The sequence below is a fragment of the Gemmatimonas sp. genome (assembly GCF_021298855.1).
Lineage (GTDB): Bacteria > Gemmatimonadota > Gemmatimonadetes > Gemmatimonadales > Gemmatimonadaceae > Gemmatimonas.
Window position 1 is genome coordinate 207,555 of sequence record NZ_JAJTHI010000010.1, and the last position, 15,020, is coordinate 222,574.

Annotated in this window: 13 protein-coding genes; 9 read left to right on the forward strand and 4 right to left on the reverse strand. The window is 68.8% G+C overall.

Annotation, left to right across the window (positions count from 1 at the left end):
* Window positions 1-32: 32 nt before the first annotated feature.
* Complete coding sequence (locus LW840_RS04895) at window positions 33-1,337, forward strand: UDP-glucose/GDP-mannose dehydrogenase family protein (RefSeq protein WP_291261417.1); 1,305 nt, start codon at window positions 33-35, stop codon at window positions 1,335-1,337.
* Window positions 1,338-1,517: 180 nt separating this feature from the next.
* On the forward strand, window positions 1,518-2,114 hold the full coding sequence (locus LW840_RS04900) for a YggT family protein (protein WP_291268005.1): 597 nt from the start codon (window positions 1,518-1,520) through the stop codon (window positions 2,112-2,114).
* 26 nt (window positions 2,115-2,140) lie between these two features.
* Here LW840_RS04900 and LW840_RS04905 read toward each other — a convergent pair whose 3' ends face one another.
* Window positions 2,141-3,067, reverse strand: a complete 927-nt coding sequence (locus tag LW840_RS04905) for an endonuclease/exonuclease/phosphatase family protein (RefSeq protein WP_291276521.1) — start codon at window positions 3,065-3,067, stop codon at window positions 2,141-2,143.
* Between the two features lie 223 nt (window positions 3,068-3,290).
* Between LW840_RS04905 and LW840_RS04910 the strand changes: the two genes are divergently transcribed.
* Window positions 3,291-3,779: a fasciclin domain-containing protein gene (locus tag LW840_RS04910; protein ID WP_291268003.1), complete on the forward strand. Its 489-nt coding sequence runs from the start codon at window positions 3,291-3,293 to the stop codon at window positions 3,777-3,779.
* A 111-nt stretch (window positions 3,780-3,890) separates the two neighbouring features.
* Here LW840_RS04910 and LW840_RS04915 read toward each other — a convergent pair whose 3' ends face one another.
* Window positions 3,891-4,640, reverse strand: a complete 750-nt coding sequence (locus tag LW840_RS04915; RefSeq protein WP_291268002.1) for a PEP-CTERM sorting domain-containing protein — start codon at window positions 4,638-4,640, stop codon at window positions 3,891-3,893.
* A gap of 326 nt (window positions 4,641-4,966) precedes the next feature.
* Here LW840_RS04915 and LW840_RS04920 point away from each other — a divergent pair, with 326 nt between their 5' ends.
* The 3 genes from LW840_RS04920 (at window position 4,967) to LW840_RS04930 (ending at window position 8,661) form a co-directional block, all read left to right on the forward strand.
* A complete protein-coding gene (locus LW840_RS04920) occupies window positions 4,967-6,670 on the forward strand; it encodes an amidohydrolase (protein ID WP_291276522.1) in 1,704 nt (567 codons plus the stop codon).
* Window positions 6,671-6,833: 163 nt separating this feature from the next.
* Window positions 6,834-7,613, forward strand: coding sequence for a PEP-CTERM sorting domain-containing protein (locus tag LW840_RS04925; protein ID WP_291276523.1), 780 nt, complete (start codon window positions 6,834-6,836; stop codon window positions 7,611-7,613).
* Between the two features lie 145 nt (window positions 7,614-7,758).
* Window positions 7,759-8,661: an ABC transporter substrate-binding protein gene (locus tag LW840_RS04930; RefSeq protein ID WP_291276524.1), complete on the forward strand. Its 903-nt coding sequence runs from the start codon at window positions 7,759-7,761 to the stop codon at window positions 8,659-8,661.
* A gap of 152 nt (window positions 8,662-8,813) precedes the next feature.
* Here LW840_RS04930 and LW840_RS04935 read toward each other — a convergent pair whose 3' ends face one another.
* Window positions 8,814-9,170: a sulfite exporter TauE/SafE family protein gene (locus tag LW840_RS04935; RefSeq protein ID WP_291262251.1), complete on the reverse strand. Its 357-nt coding sequence runs from the start codon at window positions 9,168-9,170 to the stop codon at window positions 8,814-8,816.
* 29 nt (window positions 9,171-9,199) lie between these two features.
* On the opposite strand from LW840_RS04935, the gene LW840_RS04940 reads away from it, so the two are divergent.
* Window positions 9,200-10,273: a M42 family metallopeptidase gene (locus LW840_RS04940; protein WP_291276525.1), complete on the forward strand. Its 1,074-nt coding sequence runs from the start codon at window positions 9,200-9,202 to the stop codon at window positions 10,271-10,273.
* 36 nt (window positions 10,274-10,309) lie between these two features.
* Here the strand turns inward: LW840_RS04940 and LW840_RS04945 are convergent, their stop codons facing one another.
* Window positions 10,310-11,953: a HEAT repeat domain-containing protein gene (locus tag LW840_RS04945; protein ID WP_291268400.1), complete on the reverse strand. Its 1,644-nt coding sequence runs from the start codon at window positions 11,951-11,953 to the stop codon at window positions 10,310-10,312.
* Between the two features lie 65 nt (window positions 11,954-12,018).
* Here LW840_RS04945 and LW840_RS04950 point away from each other — a divergent pair, with 65 nt between their 5' ends.
* Both LW840_RS04950 and LW840_RS04955 read left to right on the forward strand, forming a co-directional pair.
* Window positions 12,019-12,882: an alpha/beta hydrolase gene (locus tag LW840_RS04950; RefSeq protein ID WP_291262254.1), complete on the forward strand. Its 864-nt coding sequence runs from the start codon at window positions 12,019-12,021 to the stop codon at window positions 12,880-12,882.
* Between the two features lie 349 nt (window positions 12,883-13,231).
* Window positions 13,232-14,986, forward strand: coding sequence for a PHP domain-containing protein (locus tag LW840_RS04955; protein ID WP_291268399.1), 1,755 nt, complete (start codon window positions 13,232-13,234; stop codon window positions 14,984-14,986).
* The last annotated feature ends 34 nt before the right edge of the window (window positions 14,987-15,020 follow it).

The window sequence follows — 15,020 nt, forward strand, 5'->3', positions numbered from 1 at the left end:
GGTCATCCACTTCGCTTCCTGGGGTCATTGCCATGCGCATTGCCATGATCGGCACCGGCTACGTCGGCCTTGTGTCCGGTGCCTGCTTCGCCGAGTTCGGTTCGACGGTCACCTGCGTGGACAGGAACGCGGAGAAGATCGAGCAGCTGCGCCGTGGCGAGATCCCCATGTACGAGCCAGGCCTCGAGGATCTGGTGGAGCGGGGCATGCGCAGTGGGCGCCTGCGCTTCACCACCGACCTCCCCGGTGCGGTGGCCGATGCCGATGCGGTGTTCCTGGCCGTGGGCACCCCCAGCCGGCGTGGCGATGGACACGCCGACCTGCGCTACGTGGAGGCCGCCGCCATGGACGTGGCGCGCGCGCTGCGCGGCTATACGGTCATCGTCACCAAGAGCACGGTACCGGTGGGCACGGGACGCCGTGTGGCGGCGCTCGTGCGCGAAACGAATCCCGACGCGGCGTTCGATGTGGCGTCGAACCCCGAGTTTCTGCGCGAAGGGTCGGCCATTGGCGATTTCATGCGCCCCGACCGGGTCGTGATCGGCTGCGAAACCGATCGCGCCCGTGACGTGCTGCGCGAACTCTACCGTCCGCTCTTCCTCATGGAAACGCCCATCGTGATGACGAGTCTCGAGACGGCGGAGCTCACCAAGTACGCGGCGAATGCGTTTCTCGCCACCAAGATCACCTTCATCAACGAAATTGCCGACCTGTGCGAGAAGCTCGGCGCCGATGTGCAAGACGTGGCCCGCGGCATGGGCCTCGACGGTCGCATCGGCAAGAAGTTTCTGCACGCCGGGCCGGGCTATGGGGGCAGCTGTTTCCCCAAGGACACCTTGGCGCTCGCACGTACGGCACAGGATGTGGGTTCACCGGTCCGCCTGGTGGAGACCGTGGTGCAGATCAACGACCGTCGCAAGGGGGCCATGGCCGGCCGCATCATGAGCGCGTGCGGAGGCACGGTGCGGGGCAAGACGATTGCGGTGCTAGGGGTCGCGTTCAAGCCCAATACCGACGACATGCGTGACGCGCCGAGCCTGTCGATCATTCCGGCACTCCAGGACGCCGGCGCGCACGTCAAGGCGTTCGACCCGGCAGCGATGCCCGAGGGCGAGCCGCTGTTGCCGGGGGTGGAGTGGTGCACCGACCCGTATGCGACAGCAACCGGGGCCCACGCCGTGGCGCTGCTGACCGAGTGGAACGAGTTCCGCGGGCTCGACCTTGAACGGCTGGGGAGCGCGATGGCGCAGCGGATCTTCGTCGACCTGCGCAACGTGTATCGGCCGGAGGCGGTGAGAGCGCAGGGGTTCACGTATACGAGCGTTGGCAGAGCGTGAGACGGGGGGAACGGTAACGGCGAAAAGGTGGAGGGGCGTAAAGAGTGGCCTCCTGACAGCACCGCGGTAGCGGGCCACCGCCGAGTGCTGGCGCCATGCAGCTTGGAGGCAACGCGTAACGCCGTCCAACTTCACGCCTTTCCGCGGCACCGCAGGTGCCGCCCCCGGGTATAATTCGCCATGCTCGAATCCGTTGCGGGTCTCCTCAACACCGTGCTGGCGTTGCTCCGTCCCCTGGTCTTTGCCGCCGGCTTGGTGGCAGGCGTCGGGGCGATTACCTCGTGGGGCGTGCGGACGCGGCGCATTTCCCCGTTTTCCCCGGTGGCGCGATTCGTCCGGGAACGGATCGACCCGGTACTCATCGCGCCCATGGAGCGTCGCCTGCTGCGGGCCGGGGGCACACCATACGCGGCCCCGTGGTGGGCGCTGGCGGCGGTCATTCTGGGAGGCCTGCTCCTGCTCTCCGGCCTCCAGTTCCTGCGCGACCAGTTCATCCTCATGGCGTACGCCAGCCAGAGCGGTGGCGGCATGCTCCTGCTGCTGGTGAAGTGGACGTTCAGCGTGCTGCGCATTGCCCTCTTCGCCCGCGTGATCGCCAGTTGGGTGGGCGGCGGCCCGTACTCCACGTGGTGGCGCTGGAGCTTCGTGCTCACGGAGTGGTTCCTGGCCCCACTGCGCAATGTGATTCCCACCATCGGCATGATCGACATCAGCGTGCTCGTGGCGTATTTCGGCCTGGGCATCGTGGAAACGGTGGTGCTCAGCGCGCTGCGCTGAGCACGGCGCCCGACCGCTGGCGGGAATCAGTCCGGCCAGGCGAGGTCGACCACCACAGGCTGATGCTCGCTGGGGTACCCGGACAGCACGGTGGCGCTGACGGGGCGCAGTGTGGGCGGTACCAGCACGTGGTCAATGCGCACCGGGAAGATCCCCGCCTGCATGGTGTGGCCGAAACCGACCCCTGCGGCGGCGAAGGCGTTGGTGAGGTCACCCCAGTCTCGGCGGAGAATGGCACTGCCGAAGGGCAGGTTGAAATCACCGGCCACGATGAAGGGCCGGTCGCGCCGCGCAACCATCGAGGAGACGAAGGCGGACGCGCGTCCGCGTTCGTCCAGCGAGGCGCGCAGCCGGGGAACCAGTTCGCCTGGCTGCGGCCATCTCGCGGCCCCGAGCGCATGGCGCGGACTGGGCAGGTGCACTGCGTAGACCAGCAGGTCACCCTTGGGCGTGCGGATACGCAGCCGGATGGCAGGAGGCGCAGCCGTGGTTCCTCGCGACGCGGGGGGTGTAAGGGGCACCACGTCGACGATGGGCCAGCGGGAGGCAAAGCAGTAAGACCCCAGCGAGCCCGCTTCGCGGACCGCCAGGCGCAGCGTCTGGGCGAGTACGACCTTGCAGTCCTGCAGCAGCACGATGTCGGCGTCCCAGCGACGCAGATCGGCGCGCAACTGCGCGGCCAGCGGCAGACTGAAGTCGGTATTGTAGGTGACGACGCGAAGTGCACGGGGCGGGGCGCCGGCGGCGCCACGCGGGAGTTCGAACCGGGCGATGCCGAAGACGGCGGCCAGCGTGCCGCCAACGGCGACCAGCGCCGTGGGGGCGCCCGCGAGGGCCCCCAGGGGAAGCAGCAGGAGCCACGGGAACACCACCCACCACCGGGGGGCGAAGCCCAGCAGCATGCCGAACGGGCTGGCATCGTTCACGGCGGCCAGGAGGAGCCAACCGATCACCGAGACGGTGCTGGAGAGCCACACCGTCGCGCGAACGAGCCGGGTGACCTGGCCAGGCCGCGAGGGGGCTCGCCCGGCCTTACCCACAGGTTTCGGACTCAGGTGCTCGGACTGTCACAGAAACTGGAGCAGAGGAACAGGGTACGGGAACGGGGTATTCACCTGCTGTTAGGACCGGTCGGTCCTACATGTACTGGAACCCGACGACATGGAGTTGTCACCGATGCGCACGCTTTCCCTGATCGCTACGGCCGCCGTGCTGGCCTTTGCTGCCCCCACCGTTGCCCAGGCGCAGGATAAGGATATCGTCGAGACCGCCGTGGCGGCGGGCTCGTTCAAGACGCTCGCCAAGCTGCTTGGCGATGCCGGCCTGATCGAAACGCTGAAGGGCCCGGGCCCGTTCACCGTGTTCGCCCCGACCGACGAAGCGTTCGCCAAGGTCCCCGCGGCGACGCTCGAAGCGCTGGGCAAGGACAAGGCGAAGCTCAAGAGCGTCCTGCTGTACCACGTCGTGGCTGGCAAGGTCATGGCGGCCGATGCGCTCAAGCTCGCCGGCAAGGGTGCCAAGACGGTCGAAGGCTCCGAGGCCAAGATCTCCGTCATGGGCGGCACGCCGATGATCAACAACGCGCACATCGTGAAGACCGATATCGCCGCCAAGAACGGCGTGATTCACGTGATCGACGCCGTCATCCTGCCGCCGAGCAAGTAAGGCGGGGATGGGCGCGTTGCCGCTCTGAACGGCAACCGCAGACAAAAAAACGCCACCCGATTCGGGTGGCGTTTTTTTGCGTGGCGGCGTTCCGGGTGCCGCGCACGCGCGTCAGGCGATGTGGCGACGGCGACGGGATGCCCAGGCAAGCGCCACCAGCCCCACACCCGTCAGCGCGAACGAACCAGGCTCCGGCACTTGCGCCAGGAAGACCTGCCGATCGGTGCGGAAGACCCCCTGCCCGTCAACCGGCGCGAGAATGCGGAAGTTGCTGGCGTCGTAGGTGGCATTCTGCACGGCCATGTCGAACCAGTACTGCGCGTTCGGATCACCGGTACCCGACTGGAACGTGAGATCGGGGAGGGTGGGCGATCCCACACCGGCATCCCAGAACAGGCGCCAGAGCGCCACGTGCATCTCGTTCCACTGCGCCTGATTGGCCATGGTCATCTGGGTGGTGAGCCATGCGGCCGAATTGAGCTTGGCGGTCGTCAAACCACCTGCCGTACCCTCCGGATCGTCGGCAAACTTGAGACGCAGTGCCGTCGGCACCGGCGCCATGGACGAGACGGCGTCGGAGAAGGTCAGGATCTGAATGTCACTGTCGCCGGCACGGCCGAGCCAGTCGAAGCAGTAGACAGCGAATTCGTTGGCCCCCATGGCGCCGCCGGTGGGCTGGAATTTCGCCCGGTACGGCCCGGTGATGATGTTGTTGGCGATGGGAGCACCGGCGTAGCTGCCGACGAAATCCAGATAGCCACTCGTGGCCGTCGGCGACGGCGCCTGAGCGTGCGCCGAACCCGCTGTCACGGTGGCGGCAACGAACGCGAGTCGAAGCGAGCGAGAGAAGGTGCGAGACATGGGTCGGGAGGAAGGGGTGGATGCGGCGTGCACGAAGGGGGGAGACTCATGTTCCGTGCCACGATCACCCCCTCTGGCGCGGCCGCATCGATCGTGCGCCGTGTAGCGGAGGTGCCACACCCTGTGCATCGCCATCGCCGCACCTCCGCCCGCCGGTGCCTGATCGGGGCGCGTCGGCGTCGGCAAGCGGGAGCGTTACAGCACGGGCAAGCGGGCGCGTGTCCGCCGCCGATTCCTCCGGTATCGGGACGTGGCGCCGCGCGTCCGTCCGACGCGCGCCGTGGAACCGCCGCTGCGGAAAGACAGCGGCAGGCGCAGATTTCGCGATGCCCACTTTCACTGTTTCGTGCAGCGTACTGGTCGCGCTGCTCCTGACCAGCGCGCCACATGCCGCCGCGGCGCAGCCGTCGGCTGGCATGCCCCAGCCCCCGGCCGACCTCATCGTCACCAACGGCCGCATCTATACCGCCGACCCGGCCCGTCCGCTGGTGGACGCCTTTGCCGTGCGGGGTGGCCGGGTGGTCTTCACCGGATCCGCGCGCGAAGCCAAGGCGCTCGCCGGGCCGGCCACGACGGTCGTGGACGCCGACGGGCGCACCGTGATTCCGGGTATGGTGGACGGCCACGCCCACTTCTCCGGGCTCGCCCAGAAGCTCCGCAGTGTGGACCTCGTGGGCACCAGGAGCCTGGACGAGGTGATCGCCCGCGTGGTGGAGCGCGCCCGGCGGACCCCCAAAGGCACTTGGATCGTTGGCCGTGGCTGGGACCAAAATGCGTGGGGCCACACCGCCTTCCCCACCCACGAGGCGCTGAGTGCGGCCACCCCCGATCATCCGGTCCTGCTGGAACGGGTGGACGGTCACGCCGCCTACGTGAACGCCGCCGCGATGCAGCGGGCCGGGCTCACCGCCGCCACCAAGGATCCAAGCGGCGGCAGGATCGTTCGCGACACGAAGGGCAATCCCACCGGCGTGCTGATCGACCGCGCGAGCAGCCTGGTGGAACGGCAGGTGCCGCCGCTCTCGCGCCAGGAGATGCGCGCCGCGCTCAGGGACGCCGTGGCGCGGATGCACTCGCTGGGGCTCGTGGGCATGCACGATGCGGGCGCGAGCCGCGAGCAGATCGAACTCTTCGCGGACATGGCGCAGCAGGGGGAACTCAATCTGCGTGTGTACGTGATGATCGCTGACGACGCGACTGCGCTCGATCATTACTTCCAGGTGGGCCCACGCTCCGCGCTCTACGATGGCCAGCTGTGGGTGCGCGCGGTCAAGCTCTACGCCGACGGGGCCATGGGCTCGCGCGGTGCCGCACTGCTGGAGCCGTACAGCGACGACCCGAACAACAGCGGGCTCCTGTTGAGTGCCCCGGCGCACATCGAGGACGTGGCCCGCCGGGGCCTCGCCGCCGGCTTTCAGGTCAACACCCACGCCATTGGGGATCGCGGCAATCGGGTCGTGCTCGACGCCTACGAAAAGGCGCTCGATGCCCGCCCCACCGCCGACCACCGTTTTCGCGTGGAGCACGCGCAGATCCTGCACCAGGACGACATTCCGCGCTTCGCCCAGCTGGGGGTGATTCCCAGCATGCAGGCCAGCCACCAGACCAGCGACATGTACTGGATTGGCAAGCGTCTGGGCCCCACGCGCCTGTATGGTGCCTATGCCTGGCAGTCGCTGCTGCAGACCGGCGTGGTGATCCCCAACGGGTCGGACTTCCCGGTCGAGGAGGTGAACCCGCTCATCAGCTTCCACGCCAGCATTGCCCGCCAGGATGCGCGTGACTGGCCTGCCGGTGGCTGGTACCCCGAGCAGCGCCTGTCGCGCGAAGACGCGCTGCGCAGCATGACGCTCTGGCCGGCGTATGCGGGCTTCCAGGAGCAGCTCATGGGCTCGATCACGCCGGGCAAGTACGCCGACTTCGTGGTGCTCGATCAGGACATCATGCGCATCCCAGCGGACCTGGTATTGCGGACACGCGTGCTGAGCACCTGGCTGGCTGGCAGACTCGTCTATAAGACCCCACACTGAGCAGGCGAAGACGCCACATTCCGATGCGTGCTCGCCACACTTCATGGGACATGGAGTAGCAAGCAGGGACGAAAACACAACGAGTTAGCTGCGCGGGGACGCGCGGCACATGTCTTGAAGTGAACGCGAGTGTTCCTACTTTCCCCCCTTTCCCCAAGTTGCCATGCGCAATCTGTTCCTCTCGGCAGCCGCCGCCGTCGCCGTGGCCCTCCCGAGCACCGCAAGCGCCCAGCTTGCCTCACCCAACGGGGCCCTGCCGTCCGGCGTGAGCGTGATCGGCGGTGTCGTGGCCGACCTCATCGGCACGAACGGCACGCGGCTCGTGTCGCAGCTGTCGGCCTCGTCGCTGTACCGTGGCTTCTCGAACAATCCGGAGAATCCGGTCCCCGGTACGGCGAGTGGCAATCCGCTGACCATCGGCACCCAGACCGGCTTCACCGCCGGCAACCTGCTGCTGCTGGGTGGCGGCCTCTCCAGCGCGTCGTTCCGCTTCACCCTGTATGACGGCGACACGGGCGCGGGCAACTTCGACGAAAACGACAACACCCTGCTGGTGAACGGTGCCACCATCGGCAACTGGTCGAGCGTGTCGACCAGCCAAACCAATTCCACCGGCGGGACGATTGGCTCCGCCACGCTTGGCTTCCTGGACGACCAACTCTATACGGGCTGGTTCACCACGACCGATCTGACGGCATTGGGTACGATCTGGAGCGCGCTGAACACCAATCTGAGCCTGGTCTTCCAGCTGCAGGACGTCGATCCCGCCGACAACTTCTTCGACTTCACGCAGGGCATCAACAGCAGCCTCATCGACGTGGGCACGGGCCCCGTGGTGCAGCCGCCAACGGGCAATGCGGTGCCGGAGCCGGCGTCGCTGGCGCTGGTGATCGGCGGCGCAATGGCGATGGGCGCGGCCGCCCGTCGTCGCCGCAAGGCCTGATCGCAGCAGCTGAGGTGGAGGGGGCGGAGCGACTCATGTCGCTCCGCCCCCTTTTTTTTTCGCCATAACTCGCCAGGTCGCGCGCACGAGCGCAGCATTGGACAGAGCGCCACGCTCCCCCGTGTGTCTCCCTGCCTCCCCCGTCATGCGCATCGTTTCCCTGCTCCCCGCCGCCACCGAGATCGTCGCGCTCCTTGGCGCCACCGACCATCTGGTCGGCATTACGCACGAGTGCGACTACCCCGACGTGGTGCGCTCGCGCGCCCGCGTCACCCGCAGCGCCCTCCCCCACGCCCACGATCCGTCGGCCATCGATGCGGCGGTGCGTGATGCCCACGCCGACGGCGTGGCGCTCTTCACCCTCGACGCAAAGACCATCACGGCACTCCACCCGACGGCGATTCTCACCCAGGCGCTGTGCGAGGTGTGCGCCGTACGCGAGGCGGACGTCCGGGCGCTCGCCGCCCGCCTTGCGCCGCCGCCGGCGGTAGTGACGCTGGGCGGCACCTCACTGGACGGCATCTATGCGGATATCCGGGCCGTAGCCCGGGCCATCGGCACCGACGACGAGGCCGACGAACTGCTCGCGGGGCTGCGGGATCGCGTGGAGCATGTGCACCGCACGCTCAAGGCGGCGCAGGCACCGCGCCCTCGGGTTGCCCTGGTGGAGTGGACCGACCCGCTCTACGTCGCCGGGCACTGGGGACCCGAGCAGATCGCCCGTGCCGGCGGCATCGATGTGCTGGGCGTGGCGGCAGCGCATAGCGTCCCGGTAGCCATGGACGCCCTGCGCAAGGCCGACCCGGAGATCGTGTTGTTTGCCCCCTGCGGCTACACGCTCGAGCAGGCGACCGCGGAGGGGAGGCGGTGTCTTGCCCTGCCGCAGTGGCAATGGCTCGAGGGGCGGCAGGTCTGGGCGCTCGACGCCAACGGCCTCATCTCACGGCCCGGGCCGCGGGTGGTGGAAGGCATCGAGGCCATGGCCAGCATCATCGCGCCCACGCTGTTCAGCGAGATCGAGCCCTGGCATGCGGTGCGGCTGCAGTAACACGCACGCACAACTCTCAACCCTCGACCCGTAACCCTGAACGGGCGCGCCATCAGCTACCCACGCGATCTTGCGGATCGGGGCGGCGAGTGACAACACGCGCGTTCAGGGTGGAGGGTCGCGCGTTCTGGGTTGTGGGTGGGTGCGAGCCCTCAGCCCACCCACATTTTTGCCGCCATCAGCACCATCAGCACCGCAAATCCTTTCCGCAGCACATCCCCATCCATGTGCGTGGCAATCCAACTCCCGCCGAATGCGCCCACCGCCATGCCCACCGCAATGAGCAGCGCGTCGCGCGGCTGCAGATGGCCGGCCCGGTAGTAGGTCAGCGCACCGACCGCCGCCCCGAGCGGCAGCACCAGCGCGGCCAGCGACGTGCCGGCCGCCTGCTGCGGGGGCATTTTCGCGAGATACACCAGCGCCGGCACGATCACGATGCCGCCGCCGATGCCGAAGACGCCCGACAGAATGCCGGCGCCCAGGCCGATGGCAAGAAGCAGGAGGGTCATGCCTCCACAATAGCACCTATATTCCTCCCATGCTTTCCGACTCCTCCCTCGCCTTTCTCAAGCGCCTGCTCGACACCCCTGGGCCGTCGGGGTTCGAAGGCGCACCGGCGCGTGTGTGGCGCGCCGAAGCGGCCACCTTTGCGGCCGACATCCGCGCCGACGTCGTCGGCAACTCGCTGGCCACCGCCGAGGGGGATGGCACCGGCCCCACCATTCTGCTGGCGGGCCATATCGACGAGATCGGCATCATCGTCACCCACATTGACGACAAGGGGTACGTCTACGTCGAGCCCATCGGCGGGTGGGACCCGCAGGTCCTCGTGGCGCAGCGTATCCGCTTTCTCGGGCGCCATGGCGATGTCGTTGGCGTGATCGGGAAGAAGCCCATTCACCTCATGAAGCCGGACGAGCGCGAGAAGGCCTCCAAGATCACCGATCTGTGGGTGGATATCGGCGTCACGACCAAGGCGGAAGCGCTCGAACTGCTGGAGGTGGGTGACGCAGGGGTCATCGACTCGCGCACCCTCGACCTGCCCAACAACCGCCTCGTGAGCCGCAGTATCGACAACCGCATTGGCGCGTTCGTGGTGCTGGAGGCGCTGCGTCGCTACGCGGCACGCCCCGGGGCGGCGCGCGTCGTGGCGGCCGCGACGGCGCAGGAGGAGATCGGCTACAGCGGCGGTGGGGCGCGTGTAGCGGCGCAGGGCGTGGAGGCCAGCATGGCCATCGCGGTGGACGTGACCTTCGCCACCGACCATCCCGGCATGAAGAAAGAAGAGCTGGGCGAGCATAGCGTCGGGGGCGGCCCCGTGCTCACGCGCGGCAGTGTGACCAGCCCGGTCGTGTATCGGCTGCTGGCCGACACGGCGCAGGCGCTGTCGATCCCGTACAGCATCCACGCCGCCGGACGCTTCACGAGCACGGACGCGGACGCCATGCAGCTCGCCCGCACGGGTGTGGCCACGGCGCTGGTGAGCATCCCCAACCGGTACATGCACTCCCCCAACGAGATGGTGTCGCTCGACGATCTCGATCGCGCCGCCGAACTCATTGCGGAAACGTGTCGTCGGGTAACGGCGTCCACCGACTTCACGGCGCGCTGACCGCCCCTGACGCGGCGGACGCCGCTATCCCGGGCGTCAGCCGCGCAGTCGGAGGGCTGCCTGCGCCACTTCCGGGTCGGCGTCGTTCGTGAGGGTTTCCACGTGGGGCATGATGGCGCTGCCGCGTGCCTTCACCAGCGCTTCGAGCGCGGCGATGCGCAGCCACGCTTCACGCGACGCCTCACCCGTGTCACCCGCCGACTGTTGCGGCATCGCCAGCCGGAACAGCCGTTGTACGGCGTCGGCGCCACCCAGCTTGCCCAGCGATGCCACCATCTCGAGCGCCACATCCTCATCGGTTTCCTTCTCGAGGGCCATGGCGAGACGCACTGCCGGGGGGCGCACCATGCCGCTGGTGCCTGGCGTCAGTCCGTAGCTCACCGCCGCGATGCGTCGCACCTCGGCGCTCGCATCGTCAATGGCCGCGTGCAGCCCCTGCAGCGCCTTGACCGTGCCCAGCCGCACCAGCGAACGCGCCGCCGCCACCCGGATGCGGTCATCGGCATGTTGCAGCAACGGCAGCATGGCAAGATCGGCCTGCTCGACGCCCATCTCGCCCAGCAGTGCCACCGCATTGCGCACCACGAACCAGCGGGAATCGCGAACGAGATCGAACAGCATGGGGCCGGCGATGTCGAGTTGGACGATGCTGTCGAAATAGACGCGCCGCGCGGCGCCATCCTCGGCCTGCAGCAGCTGTTTGACCAGGATGTCCACGGCGGTCTCGCCGGCCCGGGCCAGCAGTTCCAGCAGCATCGTGCGGTCTTCCACGTACGGAAGTCGCCCCGCCAGCAGCTCGAGGCTGCTGCGGTGCTGCAGCCGGCGCATCACCCGTTCGAGCGCCAACCGACCGCCCCCTCCAGCAACGACGTGCGCCTGACGCGCCGCCGCGACGGCGACCTGCTCCAACAGCCGGGCGTCTCCACGGAACTCTGCCTGATCGATGAGCGGCACCAGCGCGTCCACCACGCGACTGCCCGCCGTATCATCGGTGGCGGCCGCCAGCCGCACCAGCGTGGGACCGGCCCCCCGCAATGCCGCGGCCGAGATACCAGTGTCAGCGTCCGACGGCATCGATGACGTCCCTGCCGCCAGGCCCCCGGCGCCATCCAGGGGAGTGGCGAGGCGATGCCCGCCCGGTTGATCCGCCGGCGTGACGAGGACGCTCCAGGACCGCAGCAGTTCGCGCGGTTGCTGTTCGGCCACGGCACTCATCGAGGTGGGCGTATCGTTCGTGACCGGCGTATCGTCCGCCGCGCGCCGCCGCGCCAGCAGCGTCGCCAGCGTCAGCAGTTCGGCCGGCGCCGCACCCTGCCGTACGGTGATGCCACCCACGCCCAGCGACAGGCAGCGGACGAGCAAGGTGCTCAGCAGGGGATCGTCACGCGTGAGCCCCCGATCCACCGGCTCGCCGTCGAGCACGAACTGCTGCTCCTGGATCCGGCACTGCACGGGTGCTTCACGCACCCGGGCGGTCACTTGACGCATCGCATCCCGCACCGCGGTTGCTGCGCTCCCCCCCTGTGCACCGTCGGGGGACGAGCCAAGCGTAGCCAGGCGATCGACGAGCAGCGCGAGCGAACGGAGGGTGCCACGCGCCGCACGCCCGTCGGGGCCTGCGTGCTGCACGACGGATTCGCCCGCGGCGACCACGGTACGGCGATAGCCAAGAGGGGGCATGCCACAAAGATAGGCCACAAGCCGCACCGGGTGAACGGTGCCGCATCGACCGCTAGCTTTGGACCATGTCTACCGGTTTCACGCGCACGACCGCCGTCCCCCTCTTCTATCGCGTTGACGGTCACGGTGACCCGCTGCTGCTCCTGCACGGCGGACCCGGGGCGCATCACGACTACCTCTACCCGCAGATGCTGGCCCTCGCCGAGCGCCACCGGGTGGTGACCTACGACCAGCGCGGCGGAGGGCAGTCGAAAACGGACGATCCCGCCCCGATTACCTGGCAGACCCAGGTGGACGATCTGGCACAGGTGCTCGCTGAACTCGGAGTGGCGCCGCCTGGCAGCGGGGGCGCCACGGTGGTGGGGTATTCGTGGGGCGCCCTGCTCGCCATGCTCTACGCGGTGCAGGCGACCGCACAGGCGACCATGCCCCCGGTCGCGCGCCTGGTGCTGGTGTCGCCGGCGCCGATTTCGCGGGCGTGGCGCGACGAGTTCGAGACCACCCTTGCCGTGCGGGGACGCAGCGACACCATCCGGGCCATGCGCGACACGCTGGCGGCTTCCGGCCTGCGGGAATCGGACCCGGCCGCCTTCCGCCAGCGCAGCTTCGAGCTGAGCGTGGCGGGGTACTTCGCCGACCCGGCACGAGCCACCGCCCTCACCCCGTTCCGGGTAACGGGCAAGGTGCAGCAATCGGTGTGGCAGTCGCTCGGCGACTTCGATCTGCGCCAATCGCTTCGTGCCGTGCGTGTACCCACGCTCGTGATTCACGGGCGGCAGGATCCCATTCCGCTCGCCTCCGCGACGGCGGCCGCGGAGGCGCTCGGTGGCGAGTGTGTCGTGCTCGAGGCGTGTGGGCATGTGCCGTACGTTGAGCGTCCCGACGCGTTGTTCCCGGCCATCGAGCGCTTCCTGACGGCCACCCGCTAGCGCCTGGTCCCGCGCGGTCCCGTCACGATCTCACCGCTGCGCCGTGACGGTGGACGAGCGCGACCTCCGTGTCAGCCTCCACGCGGCGCACGACGGCATCGAATTCGCGGCCCCCTCGCCTTGGCGGAACGCGACTGGACCATGGGCGCCCTCCGTGATGGCGGCACGCGTTCCGGGGGTACGCCGGCTGGAGTGCTCGACCAGGCGCACCGGCTGCGCGAGGAGGAGCGGACGCCGCCCGTGCGCCGTGCCAACGCCGAGCAGCGGCGCTGCCACGGACATGGAAGGTTGGCGGCGGGCCTGACCCGGGGGCTCACCGGGCCCGCCAGACGGTGGCTAGATTGCTCGCATGAACTGCCGTGACGCCGCGCAGGCCCTTGCCCAGATCGCCGTGCTGCTCGAGCTGCACGATGGGGACCGCGACGTCGTGCGGGGAATGCAGGGCGCGGCGCGCACAGTCGCCGGTCACGGTGAACGTGACGTGCGCGAGGTGGTGGCCGGCATGGCCGATGAGATCGTCGCCCTCAATGGCGAGGCTCTCGACGTGCTGCGCGATCTGGCGGAAAGCAACGGCTCCGCCATGCTGGAGCGCCTGCAGGAGGAAACGCCGGAAGGGCTGATGGAGATGCTGCGCGTCCCGGGGCTGGGGCCGGCGCGCATCCGCTCCATTCACGAGCACCTGCACGTGGACACGCTCCTCGAGCTGGAGCTGGCCGCCCGGGATGGCCGGCTGGCCGCGCTCCCGAAGTTTGGTGCCAAGACGGCCGACAAGGTGCTCAAGGGCATTGCCGACCTGCGCGCCACGGGGGCGTACGTGCTGTGGCAGCATGGGCGCGCCGAGGCCGAGCGCATTGCCGAGGCGATGCGCGCCCACCCCGACGTGCTGACACTGGAAATCGCGGGTTCGATTCGGCGTCGTGCCGAGATCGTGCGGGATGTGGATCTCGTGGCGGCAGTGCGCGGGTCCCCCAGTGTCGTAGCGGCCTCATTGGCGCAGCGTGGTGACGTTCGCGAGGTGCTCGGCGGGGGCGGTCGGTCACTGTCACTGCGGCTCGCCGATGGCGTTCGGGTGGATCTCGCCTGCGTGCGCCCGGAACAGTTGGCCATGGCCCTGTGGAGAGCCACCGGCAGTGCCCTCCACGTGCAGCAGGTCACGATGCACGCGGCCCGGTTGGGGTTCACGATGGCCAATGACGAGCTGCGCGACGCCAGCGGAACGCCAATCCCCATCGCCAGCGAGATGGCGTTGTACGAGCAGCTGGGGCTGGCGTGGGTGCCCCCCGAGCAACGCGAAGGGCACGGCGAGGTGGACGCCGCGGCGCGCGGGACCCTGCCGGTCGGGGTGCGCGAAGAGGATCTGCGCGGGGCACTGCACTGCCACTCGCAGTACAGTGACGGCGGTGCCACGGTGGAGCAGATGGCCCGGGCGGCGATGGCGCGCGGCCTGCGCTATCTGGGGGTGAGCGACCACTCGCAGTCGAACACCTACGCCGGCGGCCTCTCGCGTGATCGCATCGTCGAGCAGCACGCGGAAATCGATGCGCTCAACGCGAGGTTCGCGGAGGAGGGGGTCGACTTCCGGGTGCTCAAGGGGATCGAAGCCGACATCCTGCCGTGCGGCCGGGTGGATTACGACGCCGCGTTCCTCGATCGCTTCGATTTCGTGATTGGCAGCGTGCACACGCGGTATGGCATGAACGCGGAGCAGATGACGAACCGCGTGCTCAAGGCCCTCGACGATCCACACCTCACCATCCTGGGGCATCCCACCGGTCGGCTGCTGCTGACGCGGGAGCCGTACGCCATCGACCTCGCGGCGATCATCGAGAAGGCGGGGCGCGTGGGCGTGGCGATTGAACTCAATGCCGACCCGCACCGTCTCGACATCGACTGGAAGGCCTGTCGCATGGCCGCCGAGAACGGCACGATGGTGAGCATCGGCCCCGACGCGCATTCCCCGCAGGGCTTCGACAATCTCGCGCTGGGCACGGCCATTGCCCGCAAGGGATGGCTGGAGCCGCGGCATGTGCTGAACACGCGCAGCGCGGAGGAAGTGCTGGCGTTTGCGCGCGCGCGGCGTGTGGCGGCGGGATCCGGTGTGTGAACCTGCTCGGGGGAGGCGCGGAGCCGCGGAGACC

Coding starts and splice junctions, on each gene's coding strand:
- LW840_RS04895 (WP_291261417.1), top strand. CDS start 33: ATGCGCATTGCCATGATCGGCACCGGCTACGTCGGCCTTGTGTCCGGT.
- LW840_RS04940 (WP_291276525.1), top strand. CDS start 9,200: ATGCTTTCCGACTCCTCCCTCGCCTTTCTCAAGCGCCTGCTCGACACC.
- LW840_RS04900 (WP_291268005.1), top strand. CDS start 1,518: ATGCTCGAATCCGTTGCGGGTCTCCTCAACACCGTGCTGGCGTTGCTC.
- LW840_RS04920 (WP_291276522.1), top strand. CDS start 4,967: ATGCCCACTTTCACTGTTTCGTGCAGCGTACTGGTCGCGCTGCTCCTG.
- LW840_RS04930 (WP_291276524.1), top strand. CDS start 7,759: ATGCGCATCGTTTCCCTGCTCCCCGCCGCCACCGAGATCGTCGCGCTC.
- LW840_RS04945 (WP_291268400.1), bottom strand. CDS start 11,953: ATGCCCCCTCTTGGCTATCGCCGTACCGTGGTCGCCGCGGGCGAATCC.
- LW840_RS04935 (WP_291262251.1), bottom strand. CDS start 9,170: ATGACCCTCCTGCTTCTTGCCATCGGCCTGGGCGCCGGCATTCTGTCG.
- LW840_RS04925 (WP_291276523.1), top strand. CDS start 6,834: ATGCGCAATCTGTTCCTCTCGGCAGCCGCCGCCGTCGCCGTGGCCCTC.
- LW840_RS04950 (WP_291262254.1), top strand. CDS start 12,019: ATGTCTACCGGTTTCACGCGCACGACCGCCGTCCCCCTCTTCTATCGC.
- LW840_RS04955 (WP_291268399.1), top strand. CDS start 13,232: ATGAACTGCCGTGACGCCGCGCAGGCCCTTGCCCAGATCGCCGTGCTG.
- LW840_RS04915 (WP_291268002.1), bottom strand. CDS start 4,640: ATGTCTCGCACCTTCTCTCGCTCGCTTCGACTCGCGTTCGTTGCCGCC.
- LW840_RS04910 (WP_291268003.1), top strand. CDS start 3,291: ATGCGCACGCTTTCCCTGATCGCTACGGCCGCCGTGCTGGCCTTTGCT.